This window comes from Riemerella anatipestifer, assembly GCF_009932355.1.
Lineage (GTDB): Bacteria > Bacteroidota > Bacteroidia > Flavobacteriales > Weeksellaceae > Riemerella > Riemerella anatipestifer_E.
The window spans coordinates 13,633-36,201 of the sequence record NZ_LEKU01000020.1; the positions used below are offsets into that span (position 1 = coordinate 13,633).

General features: G+C 36.4%; 14 protein-coding genes. 10 read left to right on the forward strand and 4 right to left on the reverse strand.

Features of this window, described 5'->3' with window-relative positions; translation table 11 throughout:
• Window positions 1-19 precede the first annotated feature (19 nt).
• From GXW81_RS07555 to yidC, 5 genes are all read left to right on the forward strand, one after another.
• The gene (locus GXW81_RS07555) at window positions 20-790 is read left to right on the forward strand and encodes a succinate dehydrogenase/fumarate reductase iron-sulfur subunit (protein ID WP_004918231.1); all 771 of its coding nucleotides are present in this window, start codon (window positions 20-22) and stop codon (window positions 788-790) included.
• An 85-nt stretch (window positions 791-875) separates the two neighbouring features.
• Entirely contained in the window at window positions 876-1,958 is a 1,083-nt protein-coding gene (dinB, locus tag GXW81_RS07560; RefSeq protein ID WP_161531827.1) for a DNA polymerase IV, read from the forward strand.
• A gap of 96 nt (window positions 1,959-2,054) precedes the next feature.
• The gene (gene recA / locus GXW81_RS07565; protein WP_161531828.1) at window positions 2,055-3,086 is read left to right on the forward strand and encodes a recombinase RecA; all 1,032 of its coding nucleotides are present in this window, start codon (window positions 2,055-2,057) and stop codon (window positions 3,084-3,086) included.
• A gap of 144 nt (window positions 3,087-3,230) precedes the next feature.
• On the forward strand, window positions 3,231-4,847 hold the full coding sequence (locus tag GXW81_RS07570; RefSeq protein WP_161531829.1) for a CTP synthase: 1,617 nt from the start codon (window positions 3,231-3,233) through the stop codon (window positions 4,845-4,847).
• A gap of 84 nt (window positions 4,848-4,931) precedes the next feature.
• A complete protein-coding gene (gene yidC, locus GXW81_RS07575) occupies window positions 4,932-6,722 on the forward strand; it encodes a membrane protein insertase YidC (protein ID WP_161531830.1) in 1,791 nt (596 codons plus the stop codon).
• A 103-nt stretch (window positions 6,723-6,825) separates the two neighbouring features.
• Here the strand turns inward: yidC and GXW81_RS07580 are convergent, their stop codons facing one another.
• Entirely contained in the window at window positions 6,826-7,410 is a 585-nt protein-coding gene (locus tag GXW81_RS07580; RefSeq protein ID WP_161531831.1) for a ribonuclease HII, read from the reverse strand.
• A gap of 132 nt (window positions 7,411-7,542) precedes the next feature.
• Here GXW81_RS07580 and GXW81_RS07585 point away from each other — a divergent pair, with 132 nt between their 5' ends.
• The 3 genes from GXW81_RS07585 to argS all read left to right on the forward strand — a co-directional run bounded on the left by GXW81_RS07585 (window position 7,543) and on the right by argS (window position 13,923).
• Entirely contained in the window at window positions 7,543-10,467 is a 2,925-nt protein-coding gene (locus tag GXW81_RS07585; RefSeq protein WP_161531832.1) for a SusC/RagA family TonB-linked outer membrane protein, read from the forward strand.
• A gap of 12 nt (window positions 10,468-10,479) precedes the next feature.
• On the forward strand, window positions 10,480-12,072 hold the full coding sequence (locus GXW81_RS07590; RefSeq protein WP_161531833.1) for a SusD/RagB family nutrient-binding outer membrane lipoprotein: 1,593 nt from the start codon (window positions 10,480-10,482) through the stop codon (window positions 12,070-12,072).
• A gap of 87 nt (window positions 12,073-12,159) precedes the next feature.
• Entirely contained in the window at window positions 12,160-13,923 is a 1,764-nt protein-coding gene (gene argS, locus GXW81_RS07595) for an arginine--tRNA ligase (RefSeq protein WP_161531834.1), read from the forward strand.
• A 53-nt stretch (window positions 13,924-13,976) separates the two neighbouring features.
• On the opposite strand, the gene mtaB is transcribed toward argS, so the two are convergent.
• Window positions 13,977-15,323, reverse strand: a complete 1,347-nt coding sequence (gene mtaB / locus GXW81_RS07600; RefSeq protein ID WP_161531835.1) for a tRNA (N(6)-L-threonylcarbamoyladenosine(37)-C(2))-methylthiotransferase MtaB — start codon at window positions 15,321-15,323, stop codon at window positions 13,977-13,979.
• 695 nt (window positions 15,324-16,018) lie between these two features.
• Here mtaB and GXW81_RS07605 point away from each other — a divergent pair.
• Both GXW81_RS07605 and GXW81_RS07610 read left to right on the forward strand, forming a co-directional pair.
• A complete protein-coding gene (locus GXW81_RS07605; RefSeq protein ID WP_161531836.1) occupies window positions 16,019-16,402 on the forward strand; it encodes an HU family DNA-binding protein in 384 nt (127 codons plus the stop codon).
• Window positions 16,403-16,572: 170 nt separating this feature from the next.
• Window positions 16,573-18,564, forward strand: coding sequence for a hypothetical protein (locus GXW81_RS07610; RefSeq protein WP_161531837.1), 1,992 nt, complete (start codon window positions 16,573-16,575; stop codon window positions 18,562-18,564).
• Window positions 18,565-18,631: 67 nt separating this feature from the next.
• Here the strand turns inward: GXW81_RS07610 and GXW81_RS07615 are convergent, their stop codons facing one another.
• Together GXW81_RS07615 and GXW81_RS07620 are read right to left on the reverse strand one after the other, a co-directional pair.
• Window positions 18,632-19,510, reverse strand: coding sequence for an SDR family oxidoreductase (locus GXW81_RS07615; RefSeq protein ID WP_161531838.1), 879 nt, complete (start codon window positions 19,508-19,510; stop codon window positions 18,632-18,634).
• Between the two features lie 108 nt (window positions 19,511-19,618).
• Window positions 19,619-22,543, reverse strand: coding sequence for a pitrilysin family protein (locus GXW81_RS07620; protein ID WP_161531839.1), 2,925 nt, complete (start codon window positions 22,541-22,543; stop codon window positions 19,619-19,621).
• Between the last annotated feature and the right edge of the window lie 26 nt (window positions 22,544-22,569).

The following is a 22,569-nucleotide window of genomic DNA, read 5'->3' on the forward strand; positions in this document are numbered from 1 at the left end:
CAATAAAAACAATAGTAAAATGAGTGCAAAAAAAGGATTAAACCTGACTCTAAAAATTTGGAGACAGAAAAATAATAAATCAAAAGGGCAATTTGAAACTTATAAGATTTCTGATGTTTCTCCTGATTCGTCATTCTTGGAGATGTTAGATATGCTCAATGAAAATTTAGTAAACGAAGGTAAAGAGCCTGTTGCTTTTGACCACGACTGCCGTGAGGGTATTTGCGGTATGTGTTCGTTATACATCAATGGTAGAGCTCATGGTCCTGATACAGGGATTACAACTTGCCAGCTACATATGAGAATGTTTAAAGACGGTGAAACTATTCATATAGAGCCATGGAGAAGTGCTGCTTTCCCGGTAATTAAAGACTTGGTGGTAGATAGAAGTGCCTTTGATAGAATTATGGCTGCAGGAGGATTTATTTCTGTAAATACTTCTGGTAACACTACCGATGCTAACAGTATCCCGGTACCTAAAGAAGATGCAGATAAAGCAATGGATGCTGCAGCTTGTATAGGATGTGGTGCTTGTGTGGCAACATGTAAAAACGGTTCTGCAATGCTATTTGTGGGGGCTAAAGTATCTCAGTATGCACTATTGCCACAAGGTAGAGTAGAGGCTAAGAGAAGAGTTCTTAAAATGGTAGCAGCTATGGACGAGGAAGGCTTTGGTAACTGTTCTAACACTGGAGCTTGTGAAGTAGAATGTCCTAAAGGAATTTCTCTTGAAAACATTGCAAGAATGAACAGGGAGTTCCTATGTGCAACGCTTTCTAGTGCAGAATAAGACTTACAGTTTTTAAAATAAAAGAAAAATCGCTTTTTGTTATGAAAAGCGATTTTTTTATGTCGTTATCCATTATATTTGTTTCGTGGAGCAGTTTTACAGAAAAATCATACACATAGATATGGACGCTTTCTATGCCTCTGTGGAGCAACGAGATTTCCCTGAGCTTAAAGGGAAGCCTGTGGCGGTAGGAGGAGAGCATAGAGGAGTCGTGGCTGCTGCAAGTTACGAAGCGAGAAAGTACGGCGTAAGGTCGGCGATGTCTAGTGTTGTAGCAAAGAAAAAATGCCCACAGATAATTTTTGTTAAACCTAGATTTCATAGGTATAAAGAAGTTTCCGAACAAATAAGAGCCATCTTTTTTGAATATACCGACTTGGTAGAGCCTCTTTCGCTAGACGAAGCATATTTAGATGTTACTCATAACAAAAAGGGCATAGCTTCGGCTAATTTAATAGCTAAAGAAATAGGACAAAAGATATTTGAAGCCACTGGACTTACAGCCTCGGCGGGGATTTCGGTAAATAAATTTTTGGCTAAGGTAGCTTCTGATATCAATAAACCTAATGGGCAGAAAACAATTCACCCAACTAAAGTGCTTTCCTTTTTAGAAAACCTTCCCATAGAACGGTTTTATGGGATAGGAAATGTAACGGCAAACAAAATGTACCAATTGGGAATTTATAAAGGCAAAGATTTAAAAGAAAAGTCTTTGGAGTATTTGGTAACTCATTTTGGAAAAATGGGAGGGCATTATTATGATATTGCCAGGGGCGTACATAGAAGCGAAGTTAAACCTCATAGGATTGCCAAAAGTGTAGGGGTAGAACATACTTATGCAGATGATATTGATACCGAGCAAGATATAGATAAGCAATTGATGAGATTAGCCCAAGAATTATACAGAAGGATAGAGAAAAAGAAAGTTAAAGGTAAATCGTTGACGCTTAAAATAAAGTATAAAGATTTTTCACTTTTTACGCGTTCCAAAACTCAAGATTGGTATTTTGAAACAGAGGGAGAAATGTATCAAACTGCTCGTTTTTTGTGGAGTCTTCGCCCTTATGATAAAGCCATTCGGCTTTTGGGATTGTCTTTGTCTAGTTTGAATACGCCATCTCAGAAAAAAGTTTATGTACAACTCAAAATTCCATTTAAGGATTTGTAATTCAGTTGATTGTTTGTGTTGGTAAAATGAGATGATGAATATGATATTATTGTAGTCTAATTCTTTTTTGTATTTTTGGGGTAAATTATATTAACAATGGCAAAGACTGAAACAACAAGTCCTAACGATGATAAAAAAAAGGCATTAGCAGCCGTATTAGAAAAACTAGATAAAACCTATGGTAAAGGTACCGTTATGAAACTAGGTGATGGTACGGTAGACCATAATATAGAGGTTATTCCGTCAGGTTCTTTAGGGCTAGATTTGGCTTTAGGGGTAGGTGGTTATCCTAGGGGTAGGATTGTAGAAATCTACGGTCCAGAGTCTTCTGGTAAAACTACATTAACGCTTCACGCAATTGCAGAAGCTCAAAAAGCAGGAGGAACTGCAGCATTTATAGATGCAGAACACGCTTTTGATATGCACTATGCTGAAAAATTAGGCATCAATCTAGAAGAGCTTATCGTGTCTCAACCAGATAATGGAGAGCAGGCATTAGAAATTGCAGATAGCCTTATCCGTTCTGGTGGGGTGGATATTGTGGTGGTAGACTCTGTGGCGGCACTTACGCCTAAAGCAGAGATTGATGGAGATATGGGGGATTCTAAAATGGGGCTTCACGCAAGATTGATGTCTCAAGCACTTAGAAAGTTAACCTCTTCTATTTCTAAAACAAAATGTACTGTAATTTTCATCAATCAGTTGAGAGACAAAATTGGGGTGATGTTTGGTAGTCCTGAAACAACAACGGGAGGTAACGCTCTTAAATTCTATGCTTCTGTAAGGATAGATATCAGACGCTCGTTGAGTGATACAGGTAAGATTAAAGACAAGTCTGGCGAGGTTATAGGTAACCGAACTAAAGTAAAAGTGGTTAAAAATAAAGTAGCTCCACCATTTAAGAGTGCTGAATTTGACATTATGTACGGAGAAGGCGTGTCTAAAGTTGGTGAGATTTTAGATGTGGCTACAGATTTAGATATTATCCAAAAGAGTGGTTCTTGGTTCAGCTATCAGGATACAAAATTGGGACAAGGGCGTGATACGGTAAAAGAACTCATCAAAGATAATCCTGAACTCGCAGAAGAGCTAGAAGCAAAAATCAGAGAAAAATTACAAGCTAAATAGAGCATTTAATTAAAATAAAGCTAAAAACTCCGAGTAGAATCATCGGAGTTTTTTTATGTTTGATGAGGACTTTATTTAGGATAAATCTTTCATTAAGATTGTCTACATCATTCATTTATTATAACTTTGCACAAACCTAAACTAATGAGTAAAAAAAATACTAAATACATCTTTGTTACAGGAGGTGTTACATCTTCACTAGGAAAGGGCATTATATCTGCATCACTAGGCTTATTACTAAAATCCAGAGGCTTTAAAGTAACTATTCAAAAGTTAGACCCTTACATCAATATAGATCCAGGTACTCTTAATCCGTATGAACACGGCGAGTGCTATGTAACCGAAGATGGTGCAGAAACCGATTTAGATTTGGGGCATTATGAGAGATTTTTGGACGCACCAACGTCTCAAAATAACAATGTAACTACTGGGCGTATTTATCAGACTGTTATAGAGAAAGAAAGAAAGGGAGATTTCTTGGGCAAAACAGTGCAAGTAATTCCGCATATTACCAATGAAATTAAACGAAGAATTAAAATCCTTGCTCAAAAGAACTACGATATTATTATCACCGAAATAGGTGGTACTGTGGGAGATATAGAGTCTCTGCCTTACATAGAGTCTGTAAGACAGCTCAAGTGGGAGTTAGGAGAACATAATTCAATGGTAATCCATTTAACGCTCTTGCCTTATTTAGCAGCGAGTGGTGAACTTAAAACTAAACCTTCCCAACATTCCGTGAGACAACTTATGGAAAGTGGTATTCAGGCAGATGTGCTGGTATGTCGTTCGGAGCATAAAATCCCGAAAGATGTTCGTGCTAAGCTAGCTCAATTCTGTAATGTGCCTAGCGACAATGTGATAGAGTGTATGGATGCTGAAACCATCTATCAAGTTCCAATAGAACTACAGAAACAAAAATTTGATGAGGTGGTTCTAAAAGCTCTAGACCTTAAAAACGATACTGAGGCTGATTTAAAAAGTTGGAAAACATTTTTAAAGAAATATAAAAATCCTAAAAAATCGGTAGAGATAGCATTAGTAGGTAAGTATGTGTCTTTACAAGATTCTTATAAATCTATAGTAGAAGCATTTATACACGCTGGAGCAGATTTGGAGACGGAAGTTAATATCCGTTGGGTATACAGTGGAGATTTGGAGGAAGGCAAGGTTTCAGAAATCCTTAAAGGGGTAGATGCGATGCTGATAGCTCCTGGGTTTGGAGATAGAGGTATAGAAGGTAAAATTCTTGCCGCTCAATATGCAAGAGAACATAAAATTCCTCTTTTAGGAATTTGTTTAGGAATGCAGATTATGACGATTGAATTTGCCAGAAATGTACTAGGCTACGAAAAGGCTAACTCTATGGAGTTTGATACTACTACGGCTTACCCTGTGATTTCTCTAATGGAAGAGCAAAAGAATGTAGTGGAAAAAGGAGGTACTATGAGACTTGGAGCTTGGAAATGTACACTTAAATCGGGTTCTAAATTAGCAGAGATTTACGATAGCAAAAACATTTCGGAGCGTCATCGTCATCGTTATGAGTTCAATAGTGAATTCAAAAAAGACTATGAAGACAAAGGTCTAGTTCCTACAGGATTCAATCCAGATACAGGTTTAGTGGAAGCGTTAGAACTTAACGAGCATCCATTCTATATTGGAGTGCAGTATCATCCAGAGTATAAGAGTACTGTAGCAACACCGCATCCATTGTTTAAAGCCTTGGTAAAAGCAGCGGTTGAGCATAAAGGGAAGTAATTAAATTAAAAAACTTAAATTCGCAGTCTGAAAAAAAGGAAACTTCCTTTAATAAAAATTTCTAACTGAAAAATATATTTATTGATGATGCAACAGAATAATGGATTAGACAAAAACCAGTTGATTGGTTTTGTGGTATTTACTCTATTTTTATTAGGAGTAATGTTATACTTTCAAAAGCAACAGACTGGGCAAGAGCAACAACAAGTTGCCACAGAGCAGAAGGTAGGAGCGACTAACAATATTGTAAAAGCCACCAATCTGCCTGTTAAAGCTAACGAAATACAAAAAATAAGCCTTAAAAATGATAAAATATCGGTGGAGTTTAGTGGACTTGGAGGTCAGATTTCTTCTCTATTGATGAATAATTATAAAGCTTATAATAAGAAAACCAACCAAAATGACTTACCATTATATCTTATAGAGCGTAATAATTCTTCGTATGGTTTTAAATTTAAAGATAAATCAGGCAAAGAGATTAACACCAAAGATTTGGTGTTTACGCCTCAAGTTAATGGGAATACGGTAACTATGACGAGTGTCTTAAACGGTGGAGCTATTGTACAGTTTATTTATACTTTAAAAGATTATCAGGTTGATTTTCAAGTAGCGACTAAAGGGTTGTCGTCTATTGTTTCTGGAGATAAAGCAAGTTTCGTTTGGAACTATACACCTAAAGAGCAGGAAAAAGGTAGAGCTCAGGAGCAACAACATACAGAGTTTGTTTACGCTTTTAATAATTATAAAAGCACCGACTATGATGCCAGAACTTCTATGGACGAAACTAAAGAAGTTTTAAATTGGTTAGCGGTTAAACAGCAGTTTTTTACACCTATTATAGAAGCCAAGAATGGGTTTAAAAACTCTACAGGTCATCAGGATATAATTGAGGAAGGGGAATATCTTAAGAAATTTGATTTCAACGGAGAGTTGGAAATTACAGGAGGAGAATTTAATCAAAGTTTTTCGTGGTACTTTTTACCGTTGGATTTAAAATTATTAAAGACTTTTGATAAGAACTTTGATGAAATCATTCCTCTTGGTTGGTCTTTTATAGGAACAATGAACCGTTGGATATTTATCCCGATGTATAATATGATTTCATCTTGGGGAATAGCTGCGGGTTGGGTAATTTTCCTAATGACTATTTTGGTTAAAGTGGTACTTTCTCCAATTATGTACAAACAGCATAAGTTGAGTGCAATGATGAAAGTGATTCGTCCTGAAATAGAGGAAGTAAATGCCAAACTCAAAGACGCCGATCCAATGAAGAAGCAACAAGCAGTGATGGAGGTGTATAGAAAGGCTGGTGTTAATCAGTTGGCGGGGTGTTTACCAGCATTGTTACAAATTCCTATATTCTATGCATTATTCCGTTTCTTCCCTAATATGTTAGATTTAAGAGGGAAAGGCTTTTGGTTTGCAACCGATTTAACGGCTTATGATGATTTAATAAAGTTACCATTCCATATTCCATTTTTGGGAGAGCATATCAGTATTTTTGCTTTGGCTTGTACAGCAGTATTATTGATATATACCGTAATGACGGCGGGTAATATGCAACAACCAACGCAGGAAGGTATGCCTAATATGAAGCCTTTGATGTATATTTTCCCAGTAATGTTCTTATTTTTCTTGAACTCTGCGGCGTCTGGATTATCTTGGTATTATTTTGTGTCTAACGGTATCAATATTATCATTATTCTAGTGATTAAGTATTGGATTTTAGATGAAAAAACCATTCACGCACAGATTCAAGCCAACAAAGCGAAGCCTAAAAAGGAAGGTAAGTTCCAAAAAAGGATGCGTGAAATGATGGAAAAAGCTCAAGAACAGCAAAGATTACAGGAGCAACAGAGAGCTAAACGCAAGTAAAAATAAATTTAGAAATAATATAAATAGCCTCAAAATCATCGGTTTTGAGGCTATTTTTTTGTTAACAAATTGTTAAATAAAAAATATGATTTTTATCATATATTTAATTATAGTCTAACCTGAAGGATTTTCGGTGATGTATGGTAGGTCCTAGCTTATTAAGTGCCTCTCGGTGTTGTTTGGTAGCATAGCCAAAGTTTTTGTTCCAGCCGTATTCTGGATACTCTTCATGGAGTTTAATCATAACATGGTCTCTGTAATTTTTGGCTAAAATAGAAGCTGCAGCAATGGATAAAACTTTAGAATCTCCTTTTATAATACACTCGTGTGGCGTGAAAGGATAGGGTTTAAACCTATTGCCATCTACTAAAATAAGTTCTGGGCGAATGGCTAGTTTGTCCAAAGCAAGATGCATAGCGTGTATACTTGCATTTAGAATATTATGTTCATCAATAAAAGCAGGAGAGAGTTCTGCTATAGCGTAATCTAAAGCATTATTTTTAATATACAAATCAAGTTCATTTCTTGTTTTAAAACTAAGTTTTTTGGAGTCATTGATGAGGTTTTGCTCAAAATTTTCATCTAAAATAACAGCTGCTGCAACCACAGGACCACATAGACATCCTCTCCCAGCTTCATCGCAGCCCGCTTCTATATAATTTTTAGTCCATTTTTTTGCTAATTTCATAAAATTTAATTAAATGTAAAATATGTAATTGTTGATTATACAAAATTAAACTTTTTTTAAGAAATTTTAACTTACTTATTGCGTATGTTAAGATAATGTTATAAAATTGTTCAGTGAAAAATTTATTTTGATATGAAGAAATTAACAACAAGTGTTTTAGCTGTAGTTCTTACTTCATCTTTTGTAACAGTAGATGCACAGAAGGTAAAGAAAGACTCTGCTAAAACTACCGAAATTGAAGGAGTGGTAATGACTGCTCTGGGGATTAAAAGAGAGAAAAAAGCTATAGGCTACGCGGCTCAAGAAGTAAAAGGCGATGTGATTTCTAGTGCAAATCAACAGAATGCTTTAAGTGCATTATCTGGAAATGTAGCAGGGGTACAAGTAACAGCACCTTCTTCTATGGGAGGTTCTTCTAGAATTTTGGTAAGAGGAGCTGGTTCTGTAACCGGAGATAATAGACCTTTAATTGTGGTAGATGGTGTTCCTTTAGATAATGGAAATTACAATAGCTCTAACGCGCAGAGAGGTGCTGGAGGGAGAGACTATGGTGATGCTACTGCAGATATCAACCCTGATGATATAGAAAGTGTAACTGTTCTAAAAGGTGGACCTGCAGCTGCCTTGTATGGAAATAGAGGGGGTAATGGTGTTATTTTGTATACTACGAAATCCGCAAAAAGAGGAAGAACAGAACTTAATTTCAAAACTGGTATTTCTGTTGAGAAAATTTACCTGTACCCTAATCTCCAAAAACTTTATGGTGGAGGATCTTCGGATACTTTTGAAAAGGTAAATATCAATGGTGTAGATTACAATATTGCAGACTACGCTACTGATGAAAGCTGGGGGCCAAAATATGATGCAAACTTAATGTATTTGCCTTGGTATGCGTTTGACCCAGAATTTAAGAGTGATTACCTAAAATTAGTACCTTGGGTTTCTCCTAAACATGATGTAGATTCATTCTTTAAAACAGGGGTGACTTACTCTAATTCCTTTTCCGTATCAAAATCCTTTAGCGATACTAATGTTAGATTATCTTATTCTAATAACAAAACAGAAGGGATAGTTCCTAATTCTGAATTGAAGAAAAATAATCTTAGTTTTAATTTTAATTCCAAACTATCTGATGATTTAAAAGTAGATGGTGGTTTGAATTATGTACTAACAGAAGGATATAATAGACCAGAACAAGGATATAGCGGTAATTCCGTAGGACAAAAGTTCTTCCAATGGGGGCAACGTCAGCTTGATATGTCTAAGTTAAGAGATTATAAATTAGCTAATGGTAACCAAAGAAGCTGGAATAGAACTTCTTGGGATGATGCCACACCCTTGTATTCTGATAACCCTTATTGGATTGTAAATGAAAATATTTCTACCGATAAGCGTCATCGTTTCTTTGGAAATGTGGGGCTAACCTATAATATTACGGATAAATTGTATTTTGTAGGTAAGGCATATGGGGATATGTATACGCTTAGAGTAACAGATAGAGTAGCTGTTGGTTCACAAGAACAATCTTCTTTCTCTGATATACAAAGAACGCTTTCAGACTATACCTATGAGGGAAGATTACATTTTGATACAAAATTTGCTTCTGATTTTAGTTTAAATTCTTTTATTGGGGCATCAAGAAGAAATGCAAGATATAACTCTGTTTCTGGAACTACTGTAGGTGGATTAGTTCAGGCGAATTATTATTCTTTGGCTAATAGTGTTGAAGTACCGAGAGCTAATAATTATGAATCTTGGAGAAGAACTAATAGTGTATTTGGATTAGTTTCATTAGGGTTTAAAGATATGCTTTTCGTGGAAGCTACTGGTAGGAATGACTGGTTCTCTACTACTAAAGCTCCCGTATTCTATCCATCTATAACAGGAAGTTTCGTGTTCTCTTCATTGTTTAAATCAAGCTGGTTATCTTATGGTAAAATAAGAGCGGGTTGGGCAAAAGCAGGAAATGATACAGACCCTTATAGATTAGAAACTTATGCTGATGTAAGAACTACCTTCCAAGGTAGTCCGAGATATTCTAATCCGAGTACATTTAATGATCCTAACTTAAAACCAGAGGTAAAAGTTACAAAAGAAGTAGGGATTGAAATGAGATTATTGAAAAATAGAATAGGATTTGATGTGACGCTTTATGATGCTATTACAGACGATCTCATTACTCCGTTGGCAGTAGATCCTGCGACAGGTTTTGCTTATAAACTCATCAATGGTGGTAGAATGCAGAATAAAGGTATAGAGGCAAGTGTTACAGTTACCCCTGTAAAGAGTAGTAACTTCTCTTGGGATATAACTTGGAATTTTGCTAAAAACAACAACAAATTACTAAATCTATACGAAGATGTTAAGAATTACCAGATTACAAATGCTCCGTTTAGAGCTAAGTTGTATGCCGTGGTAGGAGAAACTTTTGGACAAATTTGGGGGACAGATTATACCTACGATGCCAATGGAAACAAAATCATCGGAGCTAATGGTCTTTATAAAGCATCTGATATAAAGTCTTTAGGATCTGTAATTCCAGATTACAATATGGGGTTCAGAAACAATTTTAGATATAAAAACTTTAATTTATCTTTCTTAGTTGATATTCAAAAAGGTGGTAAGTATTTTTCTGTTTCCCATATGTGGGGAATGTATTCTGGTATGTTAGAAGAATCTGCTGCTAACGGAATTAGAGAAAACGGAATAGTTCTTAAGGGTGTCTTGGAAGATGGCTCTGTAAATACTAAGAATGTAACAGCTGAGACTTATGCAAAGGCATTCTATAATACGGTAGATGCACAGAATGTATTTGATGCTAGTTATATTAAGCTTAGAGATGTTACTCTTTCGTATGACCTTCCTAAAAATGCTATTGGTTCATTTAAAGGAATTACTGTTGGGGCTTTTGCAAGAAACCTATTCGCTTGGGGCTTAGGTTGGAAAGGTATGGATCCAGAGATGGCTTCTTATGGTAGTGGAAATGTACAAGGTATGGAAGGAGGTTCCCTGCCATCTACGAGAACTTATGGTGTTAATTTACAAGTTAAATTTTAATTAAGAACAAAAATGAAAAAGATAATTTTAGCGATCATTACGCTTTCAGTAATACCTATTACAAATAGCTGTAGACAGGACTTTGAAGCAATTAATGCAAGTCCTAACAGTCCACAGGCTCCTCTATCTTATGGGCTATTCAATAGTGCAAATAAAGAACTAATGGATGGGATGAGAGGTGGTTTCCCATCGGGAAGAGTAGCTCTGCCTTGGGTACAATATTCTGCTCAAAGAAACTACACGGAAGAAGATAAATTTCAGTATCGTCTTACTAGTGGAGATGCTTTCTGGAATACATTCTACTTAACGGCTCAGGATTACAAAAACATCATTACCTTAAATGAAGATCCTAAAACTAAGGACGAAATGTCCCAATATGGTTCTAATAAAAACCAAATAGCAGCTGCAAGGATTATGCTATCCTATGTATTCTCTAATTTGGTGGATCGTTTTGGTGATGTTCCTTATTATTCTTATGGAAATAAAGATGCAGATTTTCAGGCTTTAGATGTAAATAATGTAACACCAAAATTTGCATCACAAGAGAAAATCTATGCTGATATTCTAAAGGAATTAAAAGAAGCATCAGAAATGATTGATCTTAACAACCCTGTATTCAATCAAGGAGATATGTTATTTGGTTCACCAGTAAAAATGAAAAGGTTTGCAAATTCATTAAGACTAAGAATTGCTAATAGAGTAAAAGGAGTGATATCAGGTGCAGAAGGACATATTAGGGATGCAATCGCAAGTGGAGTAATGGAATCTAATGATGATAGTGTAGGCTTGAAGTACGAAAACAATAAAACTAATCCTTCGCCTATGTATAGTGCTTTTTTTGTGGATAATAGAACGGATTTTAGTGTGTCAAACACCTTTATAGAATTACTAAAAGGAGAAAGAGGAAACTTTGGCTTAGATCCAAGATTACAAAAATATGCTGCTCCAAACAATGTGAGAATTGCGGAGGTAGGTGCTAACTCTTATGCAGAATCTGATGATTTAAGTCTTTATAAAGGTATGCCATACGGGCTCCCAGCAAACGGTTGGACTGCTTCTCAGAGAAGTTCTTCATCGTTTTTTAGCTCTAATGTTCTAAAAGCAGATTATACAGAAATGCTTATGGAATATTCAGAAGTTTGTTTCATTCTTTCAGAAGTAAATGGCTGGGATAATGATTGGTATAAAAAAGGAGTGAAAGCTTCTATGGATAAGTGGGGAGTTACGTCAGCTAAATCTACTGCGTTTGTGGCGTCTTTGCCAGTTGCAAATAAAGCTAATGTGTTGAACCAAAAATATATAGCTCTATATATGCAGCCACAAGAAGCTTGGAGTGAATATAGAAGAACAGGGTACCCTAATACTCTTCTAAAAGTGGGCGAATCTCATGCTCTAAATGCTCCATATAAGACTAAAGTAAACGGTGTAGAAACTACTTATACATCTTATACTTTTAATTCTCTAGTTCCTGGACTTACAGATTTGCCAGCGAGATTATATTATCCAGCACAACCTCAAACTCTAAATACAGAAAATTATAAAGCTGCTTCTATTGCAATAGGTGGAGATAAAATGGACACTAAGTTAATTTGGGATAAAAACTAAATAAAGTTCTTTTCACATTCATAAAAACCACCTTTCGGGGTGGTTTTTTATTTGTTGTATATTTGCAGAGTTAAAACAAAATGATTAATGGATATTAAAGAATATATAAAAGAAAGTATTGCTCAAGTTGTGGAGTCTGTATATGGACTCCAGAATATAACTTTGGAAGTACAAGAAAATAAAACAGATTTTGAAGGAGATTTTACGGTGGTAATATTTCCTTTGGTGAAACAGCTTAAGAAGAGCCCAGATGTGTTGGGGCAAGAGATAGGAGAGGCTTTAATAAATTCTAGCGATTTTGTAGAGAACTTTAATGTAGTTAAAGGTTTTCTTAATCTTAAAATTAAAAATAAATACTTTATAGAAAGTTTTAAAGCAGAAGAGCGAAATTTTGGAATAGTTACACCAAAGCACCAAACCGTAATGGTGGAATATTCTTCTCCCAATACTAATAAACCACTCCATTTAGGGCATATTAGAAATATTCTTTTGGGTTATTCAGTCGCTCAAATACTGAAAGAAGCAGGGTACGATGTTATCAAAACTCAAATTGTTAACGATAGAGGAATCCATATCTGTAAGTCTATGTTGGCGTGGGAAAAGTTTGGTAATGGTGAAACCCCTGCTGATTCAGGGCTGAAGGGAGATAAGCTAGTAGGAAATTACTATGTTAAATTTGACCAAGAGTACAAGAAAGAAATCCAAAATCTTGTAGAAAATGGTTTAGGAGAAGACGAAGCTAAAAAGCAAGCTCCAATTTTTGTGGAAGCACAAAAGATGCTTCTAGATTGGGAGCAAGAAAATCCTCAGGTGCGTGAATTGTGGCAGAAGATGAATCAATGGGTTTACGATGGCTTTGGAGAAACTTATAAAAGATTAGGCGTTGATTTTGACCAAATCCAATACGAAAGTAATACCTATATATTAGGCAAAGATTTAATACAAGAAGGACTTTCTAAAGGAGTATTGTATCAGAAAGAAGACGGCTCAGTATGGTGTGATTTATCTGATGAAGGTTTAGACCAAAAGTTATTATTGCGTAGTGACGGTACTTCCGTTTATATGACGCAGGATTTAGGAACAGCGGTGGAACGCTTTAAACAAAACGATATACAAAAACTGATTTACACCGTAGGAAACGAGCAAGACTATCACTTCCAAGTGCTGTTTAAAATCTTGAAAAAACTAGGATATGATTGGGCAGAGCATCTGTATCACCTTTCTTATGGTATGGTGGAATTGCCACATGGAAAGATGAAATCAAGAGAGGGAACAGTGGTAGATGCAGACGATTTAATGCAGGAAATGTACCTCACGGCTAAAGAAAAAGCTCAAGAACTAGGGAAACTAGAACATTTGCCAGAAGAGGATAAGGAGCGTTCTTACGAGATTGTAGGGCAGGGAGCTCTTAAGTATTATATGCTCAAAGTAGATCCTAAGAAGAAGATGTTGTTTAATCCAGAGGAGAGTATAGATTTTAATGGTAACACAGGACCATTTATCCAATATACTTATGCTAGAATCCAATCGTTGTTAGAAAAAGCAGGTTATGAACCACAGGATTTAGCAGAGGATATAGAAATCAATGCTTATGAAAAAGAGCTTATAACGCATTTGGGTAACTTTAAAACAGTAGTTTCTAAGGCGGCGGAAACGCTTAGTCCAGCACAATTGGCTAATTATATTTATGATTTAGTAAAATCGTATAATTCTTTTTATCAGAATAATCCTATTCTTAATCAGGAAGATGCGGCGGTTAAAAACTTGCGTCTGAAACTATCTGCTCTTACAGCTAAAACTATTAAGAGAGGTCTAGAATTACTAGGCATTGGTGTGGTAAACAGAATGTAAATAAGGATTAAAACCAACAATAAAGCCTCACAAATTTGTGAGGCTTTTGTTTTTTAGGCATTCTCTAAAAACTGTTCAAAAGAAGAACTGACCGATACTGTACCGTCTGCTTCTATTTTATTGAGCTTTAATGTTTCTACTTGATTAACGGAACTTTGGTCAAAAGGCTTCTTTACCCTTACATAATTTTCCGTAAATCCGAACATCATACCGTCTTTATTTTCGTGTTCCCAAAGGATAGGCAATGTTTTCCCAAGTTGAGACTGATAAAAAGCCATCTTTTTCTTCTCGGATAGAATCCTAAGCATTTTGTTTCTCTTTTTTCTTTCGGAGATAGGCACTACACCGTCCATTGCTACGGCTTCGGTATTTTCCCTTTCAGAATAAGTAAAAATATGGAGGTAAGAGATAGGCAACTCATTTAGGAAATGGTAGGTTTCTAAAAAACGCTCTTCCGTTTCTCCGGGGAACCCCACAATTACATCTACCCCAATGGCTGCGTTAGGCATTACAGATTTTATGGTGTCTATTCTATCTCTGTACAGCTTAGTGAGGTAGCGGCGTTTCATTCTTTTGAGGAGTTCATCACTACCAGATTGCAACGGAATATGAAAATGAGGCACAAACCTTTTGCTTTTGGCAACCAATTCTATACTTTCATTTTTTAATAAGTTAGGTTCTATAGACGAAATTCTAATGCGTTCAATCCCTTCCACTTTGTCTAATTCTGTGATGAGGTCTAGAAAGGTATGCTCGTGTTTCTTATTACCAAATTCTCCTTTGCCATAATCACCAATATTCACTCCTGTTAAAACAATTTCCTTGATGTCTTTAGCAGCGATTTCTTGAGCGTTTTTAATCACATTTTCTATAGTGTCAGACCTAGAAATGCCTCGTGCTAGAGGTATGGTGCAGTAAGTACACTTATAGTCGCAACCGTCTTGTACCTTTAGAAAGGCTCTCGTGCGGTCTCCTATGGAATAAGAACCAATGAAAAAATCGGCTTCCTCTATTTCGCAAGAGTGAACGATACCCTTGTTGTGAGTTTTTTCTAAATCTTCTAAGTAGCTTAAGATATTAAACTTCTCTTTAGCTCCCAGTACCAAATCCACCCCTTCTATTTTAGAAATTTCTTCGGGTTTGAGCTGAGCATAACAACCGACAATCACCACCAATCCTTCGGGGTTGGCTTTCATAGCTCTTTTTACATGTATTTTGCACTCACGGTCGGCATTTTCTGTTACCGAACAGGTATTGATTATATAGACATCGGCTCTATCATCAAAATTCACTTTCTGATAACCCGCATCAGACAGTTGTCTAGCGATGGTGGAAGTTTCAGCGAAATTAAGTTTACAGCCTAAAGTATGGTAAGCCGCTGTTTTAGAATTAGCACTCATGACAAAAATTAAGTCTGCAAATTTAGTGATTTTTATATAGATAAAAACTATCCGTAGCTGGGATACTTTAAGGGAGGTAGTGAGGCTTTAACTTGAGGTGTGGTCAATTTTTAGAGAATAAAATCTCTCTAAAAACTTGCGTACTTTAACAAAAGGTTATAAGTTTGCTTCATATTTATGCTACACCGTATCAATTACATACAAGAAAATGCAAAAAACCTACACAAAAATTTGGTAGTTCCAAATAATTGTGTACACACACACACACACACAGATAGTTTCGTGGGTATGTGTCCGATTATTTAGAAAATTACTTAGACTTTTATCGTTAAAACAAAATATTATTCCGCCAATTTTTATTGGGGGCTTTTGGTGTTTATACCATTCTAATTTTAGCTTTCATCAATATTTACTAAAAGCACCATTGTTTTGTCTTAAAACATGGTCGTTCTTGTTGGGTGCTTTTAGTGTTCAGAAAGGGAGCCTTTGCTTTCTTTCTGCTTTAGCCTTTCCTCTCGTTTTGTGTGTGTTTAGAGGGGGAAGGCGTTTTTTAAGGTTAGAGGTGAGATATGAGAGATTAGAACTTAGTATAGCCTCATCAGCCCTTAAGACTAATCTCCAACCTCTAATAGCCACCAACCATTTAACAACTAACATCTAATATCTAACATCTAACATCTAAAAACTAAATCTTTATGCCAATCAAGTACAAAGTCATTCAGAAAGGGCAACCAGGAGTTGCCGGTGGAGGCGAGAAAAAATACTACGCTTCTGCTAATGTAGTCAGCGAAAAAACTTTAGCAGGTCTGACTAAAGACATTGAGAAAATCTCTACCGTGAGTGGAGCAGACATCAGAGCAGTGCTTTACGCCCTCGTAGATGTAATGCAGTCTTCTCTAGCAGATGGACAGATTATCCGCTTAGGCGAACTGGGTAGTATGAGAGTCAGCATCAGTAGCGAGGGTAAAGCCAAAGAGGAGGAAGTGACCTCAGCAGCTATTAAAAGTGCCAAGGTGGTATTTACCCCAGGTTCTGACCTGAAAAAGATGCTGGCAACGCTAAGCTACGAAAAGCTCTAGCAGAGGGAGATAAAACCGCACGTGTGAAAAAAAAATCCGCAGGCGTGCGGTTGGGTAACCACAGGCGTGCAAATTTAAACGAGACGCCTGCGGTTTTAAGCCCAAAGGAAATCAAGAAAAAAACGGTTACGAGAAAAATAAATCATTAACAATTTTTAAAATTAAATATTATGAAAACAACAGCTACAAAATTAAGTGTACTCGCCTTTTTAGGTTTAGGCATGGTGGCTTATGGGCAAAGCGGAAAAGTAGGGGTTAATACCTCCTCGCCTAGAGCTACTTTAGATGTTCAGCCTAGTGCAACCAATAGCCAAGGTGACGCCAAAACTAACGAAGGGATTTTAGCTCCCCAATTAAGTAAAACTCGTGTGGCAAATATCGAAGCTCCTGTAGAAGGGACTCTAGTGTATGTAATAGATGACGCTAATAAAACCAACGGTACTATAGGTGCCTACAAAGGTACTGACCCTAAAGTAGCTAAAATTACAGAAAAGGGTTATTACTATTACAACGGTACAGAATGGGTGAAAAGTGCATCAGGAAGCCTAGACCAAGAGTGGATACATAATGGCATAGATGCTATTTATGCGAAAAAAGCAAAAGGTAATAACCCTTCTAACATTTTTGAAATATTAGATAATGGCAAGGTTTATATTAATCAGGGAGGAGTCGATTGGACTACACTTGTAAATGATAGTGGGCAGCCTACTTTATCCGCAAATCCAAGAGGAAATAATCTTAACTCTGTTTTTCAAAGTAGTGACATACTCCCTTTAAACACTTTAGGAATTGATTATAACAATAGTGGTGGAAGGGGTTATGTTTTTAATTCATTGACTTCTATATTGAAAGAGAATCATACTACCTCTTCTGATGGAGTGAGTAATTTAAAATCCTACACAGGGTCGTCATATAGTTTGATTAATAACGATTTAACTTCCCGTATACTTAGGCAATCTGCAGTTTTTTTCTCATCTTCAATGGGTAGAAGTTCAACAGGGCGTATTGATGAGTTAAGAGGTGTTCTTGCTCAAGCAAGTAATAATTCTTCTGGACATGGATATGTTATATCAGGTGTTCATTCAGATGCTAGTGTTGGTGGAGAAGTAGGTGCTACCGCAAGAGAATTGAGAGGGGTGTACGGTGCAGGTTATCAGCAATATAATGCTAGTGCAGATATTATTAAAGGAGGTCATTTTTATGGTCTTTCTCGATGGACATCTAACCCAACCGAACAAATTATAGGTGTATATGCTGAAGCTTCAAACAGTAAAGAGAAAGGTCTATACCCTGGTCAAATTGAAGGTACTGCCAATGTAACTAATAGAATGGCAGGAGGGGTTTTTGTATCTGCAGCTAGAGCAAATGCAACTTATAATAGTATTTTTGGAACTCATACAGTTAATATCGTTGAGAATGATGCAACTGTATCAACAGGAATGATAGCTTCGCTTAATAGGAATGAAATTAAAAATACTACCCCTCACAATTTTGTGTTTGCTGGAATGTTTGAAAATGTTTTAGCAGGTACTGGTGTCGTGACTAATTTGTCGGGAGTAGTTTCAAGGTTGTTGTCGCAGAAAGTTAATCAATCGGTTGGTGCTTATATGGCATTTCGTTCGGATCTTGGATCTACAGGAGCTATAAATTTACAAGGGTCAATAGATAATTATTATGATTTTTATACATCATCAGCACCTGCTCAAGCGAAAAATAAGTATGGCTTTTATATACAAGGAGATAACAAAATAAATTTTTTAGAAGGTTCTCTAGGTGTTGGAACTGCAGCTCCATCAGAAAAACTAGAAGTTGTGGGTAATGTTAAAGCTACAGGCTTTATAGGAGCTAATGCCGCTATCTTCCCAGACTATGTATTCCAAAAGTATTATACAGGTACTTCTAGTCTCAAGGCAGACTATAGCTTTAAAACCCTTAGTCAAGTAGAAGACTTTGTAAAGACCAATGGGCATTTGCCAGGGTATCAATCTGCCGCAGAAATTAAAAAGCAAGGTTATATAGACCTTATGGCAACTCAGCTTACCAATGTAGAGAAGATAGAAGAGCTTTACTTACACCTTTTAGAAAAAGACAAAGAGGTAAAAGCACTCAAAGCAGAGATTACAGAGCTTAAATCTTTAGTAAAAGACCTATTGGCTAAGTAACTTTATAGGTTCAAAACCAAAATTCCCTCCATTTGGAGGGAATTTTATTATTGTAAAAAGGTTAGTGTTAACTGCCTTTTTTTGCCTTTATCATTATTTCTAGGGCGTCCCACATTTCGGCAGGGATTTGTTCTAACATATTAAATTCCCCAGCACCCTGTAGCCATTCGCCACCGTCTATGGTAATTACTTCTCCATTGATGTAAGCTGAAAAATCAGAAACCAAATAAGCCGCAAGGTTTGCCAACTCTTGGTGTTCGCCTACTCTTCGTAGAGGAACTTTTTTTCTCATATCAAACTTCTCAGCAAGGTCTCCTGGGAGTAAGCGTTCCCATGCTCCTTTGGTAGGGAACGGTCCTGGGGCTATCGCATTAAATCTAATGCCGTACTTTGCCCATTCCACAGCAAGGCTTCTTGTCATTGCCAATACACCTGCTTTAGCACAAGCTGAAGGTACTACATAGCCAGAGCCTGTCCAAGAATAAGTGGTAACAATATTAAGTACAGTCCCTTCTTGTTTTTCTTCAATCCAATGCTTGCCAATAGATAGAGTACAGTTTTTAGTTCCTTTTAATACAATATCAATAATGACATCAAAAGCGTTGGCAGATAGCCTTTCGGTAGGCGAGATAAAGTTCCCCGCAGCATTATTTACTAAAATATCTATCTTTCCGAAAGTTTTTAGGGCTTCCGCTTTCATTGCTTCCACTTCATCGTAATTTCTGACATCACAAGCGAGTGGCAATACTGTACCTCCAGTGGCGTTTTCTAGTTCTGCAGCTGTGTTTTTTAGTTTGTCTAAATCTCTAGAAGTAATGACCACTTTAGCCCCTAATTCTAAGAAATATTTTGACATGGCTTTTCCTAATCCGCTACCGCCACCTGTTACAATGGCTACTTTATCTTTAAGAGCATTCTCTTTGAGCATAGAATCTGTATAGTTCATTTTGAATTAAATTTAGGTCTAAAGTTAAATAAAATCTTTTAGAGTAAAGGACAAAAAAAGCCGAAACAATTATGTTTCGACTTCTTTTGCCTTAAGCGGAGGATTAGTTTAGTATCCGAAGATTTCTTCCAAACTTAGTTTTTTAAGTTCGCCTAATTTCTTCATATCTTCTTCTTTAACCTTATCTTTAGACGCTACAATAGCGTAGGTGTAAGGTTGGTTAGCAAGATAATTTTGATGGAAATTTTTTAAATCTGCAAAGTTGATTTTATCAACAGTTTGGTAGATGGTTTTTCTAATATCCTCTTTTAAGCCTAGTCTTTGAGCTTCCAAATAATTAAAGATGATACCGTCTTGTGTAATGCGTTCGGTTTCTATATCTTTTTTGGTTTGTCCTTTAGCTAGGTTAAGGTTTTCTGGAAGTTCTGGGAGCTTGTTAAGTAGCTCGTTCATAGAAGCAGTTGCTTCATTAAACTTGTCTGATTGGCTACCTACATATCCTAATAAAGTGTACTTCTCTTCTTTTTTGCTTGGCTGAACATAGTAAGCAAAGGTGCTGTAAGCTAAAGCCTTACTCTCTCTAATGGTTTGGAATACAATAGCACCCATACCACCACCAAAGTAATTATTGAATACCTTTACCAATGCGGTTTTGTTAGGGTCGTAGAGGTCTGTATTCCTAATCCATCTAGTTTCAGCTTGAACCATATCATAATCAGCAAATAAAACTTGATTTCTATCCTGTTTTATTTGTGTAAATACCTTCGCAGGGTTTGGTTTTGCCAAAGTGTTTGGCATCTTATGGAGTTTACTCAATTTGTTTACAAGTACATTTAGTTTTTCAGGACCGTAGTAAATAATGGTCTGCTCGTAGTTGTTGAGTTGTTTAATTCTCGCCACAAGTTCATCAGCGGTGATTTTGTTAAGTTCATCGTCTGAAAGCACATAATTGAATTTGTTGTCTGCTCCATAAGTAGCATAGCTAGTAAGCCCTTGTAAGATGACATTTTTGTTAAGTTTAGCATCTTTTCTACCTTTCATAAGCCTCGCTTTTAGATTGGTAAGGGCAGTTTCGTCAGGTTTAGCATTAAGAACTAAATCTTCATACAGGCTCACGGCTTGGTCAAAGTTTTCTTGTAAACCTTCTATTGTAACGGTGGTGTATTCCTCTCCTGTAGATACTTTAAAGCTACTAGCAATTTTGTAAAACTCTTTAGAAATAGCTTCGGAAGATTTCTTATCTGTTCCTAAAAATTGAATGTATTGTGAAGCGATAGACTGCTTTAAATCGTTAAGGCTTCCTATCTTATAACGGTACATCAATCTGAAAAGACTATTGTCTTGGTTAGGCACATAAAGCACTTCTGCTTGCGCAAGTTTAGACTTTTTAAGGTCTTTGTTGTAGTCTAAAAATACAGGTTTAGAACTATTGCTCGGCATAGAAGCAACCATCTTCACAAAATCACTTTGTTTATCAGCATTAGTTTCTACTGGAGTGATTTCAGGTTTTTCTATCTTGATACTTTCAGATTTTTCTCCTTTTCTTTTGAGTACTGCAACATAGTTATTCCCTAAATATTTGTTAGCGAAATCTACCACCTGCTGTTTTGTGATTTTAGAAAGGTTGTTAACATAAGCCACTTGGTCTTTCCAGTCTAATTCGGAAGTGAAGGCGTCCATTAGAACACTAGCACGGTCGCCATAGTTTTCAGAATCTTTGATTTTCATCTTCTTCATATTATTTACGATAGAAGTGATGAGCTGGTCATCAAAGTTTCCTTTTTTCAGGTTGTCAATTTCGTTAAGTACCAAATCTTTTACTTCTTCTAAAGATTGTCCAGAGGTAGGTTTAGCATTAATGTAAAGTACACCGTGGTCTATAAGCAAAAAAGAGAACGCTCCTGCAGAAAGAAGTTTTTGTTTTTTCACGAGGTTGAGGTCTAGTAGTCCTGCTTTACCATTGGTTAAAATCTGTCCTACCAAATCAGCTAACAGAACATCTTTATCTTTATTACCCGGAAGGCGGAAGCCCATAGTAAGCCCTTCTGCATCAGGACCTACAATATCTTTAATAATAGGTTGATTGGTAGGTGTTTCTGGAGAGAAAGTGTACTTAGGTACAGGGCTGTATTTCATATAACCAAAACTTTGGTCTATTTTCTTAATCACTTCGTCTGGGTTAAAATCTCCCGACATAATGATGCCCATATTGTTAGGCACATAGTAAGTGTTAAAATATTTTCTAATCTCTACTAAAGAAGGGTTTTTAAGGTGTTCCACAGTACCGATAGTGGTTTGCTTACCGTAGTTGTGGTTTTTAAACAAGTTAGCGAAAAGAGTTTCAAAAACTTTATCGCCATCACTGTCTAGGCTTCGGTTTTTCTCCTCGTAAACTGCTTCCAACTCGGTATGGAATATCCTTAAAATAGGATTTCTAAATCTTTCCGCTTGTACCTTTAAATATTTGTCCAATGAACTGCTAGGTACATCATCTGTGTAAACCGTCTGTTCAAAACTTGTAAAGGCATTTGTGTTTTGAGCTCCCATAGCAGACATCATTTTGTCGTACTCGTTGGCAATGGCAAACTTGGCAGCTACTCCAGAAATAGAGTCTATTTTTCGGTAGATGGCTTTTCTTTTAACCTCATCAGTTGTTTTGTTGTACTGTTCGTACAAAGCATCTATTTTGTCAAGCTCTACTTTTTCTTTTGCCCAGTCTAACGAGCCGTATTTATCAGTTCCTTTAAACATCATATGTTCTAGGTAATGAGCTAGACCTGTGTTGGTAGCTGGGTCTGTTTTACTTCCCGCTTTTATCGCAATGTAGCATTGGATTCTAGGGTCTTTAGGCGTAGGACTAAGAATTACAGTCAGTCCGTTTTTTAGAGTGTAGAAACGGGCTTTCATTGGGTCGCTGGTAACATACTTGTAGTCGTATCCAGCAGACGAAGCACTTTTCCATTCGTAATTTTGGGCAAATACCCCTAACGATAGGAAAAGCATCAAAAGGATAAATGATTTTTTCAATCTCATAATGAATAATTTAGTTTTATTGTTTT

Bases quoted from the DNA above. Each gene is read 5' to 3' on its own strand.
- GXW81_RS07555 (WP_004918231.1), top strand. From the start codon at position 20: ATGAGTGCAAAAAAAGGATTAAACCTGACTCTAAAAATTTGGAGACAG.
- recA (WP_161531828.1), top strand. From the start codon at position 2,055: ATGGCAAAGACTGAAACAACAAGTCCTAACGATGATAAAAAAAAGGCA.
- GXW81_RS07570 (WP_161531829.1), top strand. From the start codon at position 3,231: ATGAGTAAAAAAAATACTAAATACATCTTTGTTACAGGAGGTGTTACA.
- yidC (WP_161531830.1), top strand. From the start codon at position 4,932: ATGATGCAACAGAATAATGGATTAGACAAAAACCAGTTGATTGGTTTT.
- GXW81_RS07580 (WP_161531831.1), bottom strand. From the start codon at position 7,410: ATGAAATTAGCAAAAAAATGGACTAAAAATTATATAGAAGCGGGCTGC.
- GXW81_RS07585 (WP_161531832.1), top strand. From the start codon at position 7,543: ATGAAGAAATTAACAACAAGTGTTTTAGCTGTAGTTCTTACTTCATCT.
- GXW81_RS07590 (WP_161531833.1), top strand. From the start codon at position 10,480: ATGAAAAAGATAATTTTAGCGATCATTACGCTTTCAGTAATACCTATT.
- argS (WP_161531834.1), top strand. From the start codon at position 12,160: ATGGATATTAAAGAATATATAAAAGAAAGTATTGCTCAAGTTGTGGAG.
- mtaB (WP_161531835.1), bottom strand. From the start codon at position 15,323: ATGAGTGCTAATTCTAAAACAGCGGCTTACCATACTTTAGGCTGTAAA.
- GXW81_RS07605 (WP_161531836.1), top strand. From the start codon at position 16,019: ATGCCAATCAAGTACAAAGTCATTCAGAAAGGGCAACCAGGAGTTGCC.
- GXW81_RS07610 (WP_161531837.1), top strand. From the start codon at position 16,573: ATGAAAACAACAGCTACAAAATTAAGTGTACTCGCCTTTTTAGGTTTA.
- GXW81_RS07615 (WP_161531838.1), bottom strand. From the start codon at position 19,510: ATGAACTATACAGATTCTATGCTCAAAGAGAATGCTCTTAAAGATAAA.
- GXW81_RS07620 (WP_161531839.1), bottom strand. From the start codon at position 22,543: ATGAGATTGAAAAAATCATTTATCCTTTTGATGCTTTTCCTATCGTTA.